The sequence below is a fragment of the Pseudomonas sp. 05T35 genome (assembly GCF_056396605.1).
Map to the genome: position 1 here is coordinate 1 of NZ_JBFTLU010000712.1, position 1,434 is coordinate 1,434.

General features: G+C 57.1%; 1 protein-coding gene. It reads left to right on the forward strand.

Annotation, left to right across the window (positions count from 1 at the left end):
• Window positions 1-702: 702 nt before the first annotated feature.
• The coding region (gene hflK, locus AC1DH9_RS29125) for an FtsH protease activity modulator HflK (protein ID WP_477809335.1) at window positions 703-1,434 on the forward strand (732 nt) is incomplete at its 3' end.

Sequence of the window (1,434 nt, forward strand, 5' to 3'; positions counted from 1 at the left end):
GAGCAGGCTCGCTCCCACAAGTGTCGGTGGTGTTCTATCGGGAATTGTGGAAAACAATATTCGCAACCTGTTAAAGCGCGACATAAAGCCGCTGCAAATAGCTGTTTTTCCACAGTTTTGACTTGTCCCCGTTTGCTGTGGAACTGGCTGTGGGTAACATGGGAGCAACTGCCTGAAGGCCTTTAGCGGCGTGGCTTGCAGGGTTGTGGTTGTTTTTTGATCAGGCATTTTTCAGCGGTCTTGAGTAAGCCTTGTCAACCTTTTTGTTAGCGGTGCCCAACGGTTGGAAAGTCGTTGCACAGCCTGTGGATAAGTCTGTGGTTAAACTCTGGAAAGACTTGGCAAAGGGCCGTAATGACTGGCGTGTAGCTATCGTCTTGGTGACTGCTCGGTCGCACTGACCGATGCTGGCTACACTTGTCAGTGCCCAGGTCAAGCAAAAAACTTTCAAATCTACCCGCAAAGCCTTGTAGATCGCGCGTCTCAAGATTTGCACTTGCCCCCAAAGACTGTGGACGGGGCTGTGGATAAGGTGCGCGCAGTTGGCTGCGGGCCAGAGCGGCCAAGGCTTGGCAGCAGTTGAGCGTTTTTTGTACAGTGAACATGACAGGATATTCATTTTCGCGGTTTTGGGTTCAGGTACTCTGCGCGCCTTGGCGCCCCCGAATGGGCGCTCGTCATTTGACGACATGGAGCCATTGCATGACCGATAGTCCCGTCTTTGCTCCTGTCGAGCCCGTCAGCCCAATGCGTCGGCTGCTCAAGCGATTGGGTTACGACCTGGCCGTGATGGATCTCGGCGGACGGGGACTGGCACTGATCGGCGGGCTGGTTTTGCTGGCCTGGATCAGCTCCGGCATCTACAAGGTTCAGCCCGATGAACAGGGCATTGTGCTGCGCTTCGGGCGTTGGCAGCAGACCGCCGAATCCGGGCTGCATTATCACTTGCCCTATCCTGTCGAAACCGTCCTGCTACCCAAGATCACTCAGGTCAATCAGCTGCAACTGGGCTCCAGTACCAGTGTGCAGAGCGCTGCGAGCAATGGCGCGCGCGACAAGCAGATGCTCACCGGTGACGAAAATATCGTCGAAGCCGATTGCACGGTGTTCTGGCGGATCAAGGACGCGCGACTCTACCTGTTCAAAATCAGCGACCCGGAGCGCTCGGTGAAGCTCGCGGCCGAAAGCGCGCTGCGCGAAGTGATTGGGCGTACGCCGATTCAGTCGGTGATGTCCGACAAGCGTGCGCAGATCGCCGATGAAACCCGCGACTTGCTGCAGCAGTTGCTGGACCGCGAACAGGCCGGGATTCTCGTCACTCAGGTGCAATTGCAACGGGTCGATCCGCCGCCACAGGTGATCGATGCGTTCAACGATGTGCAGCGGGCCCGCGCCGACCAGGAGCGCGCCCGCAACGAAGCCGAAGCCTATGCC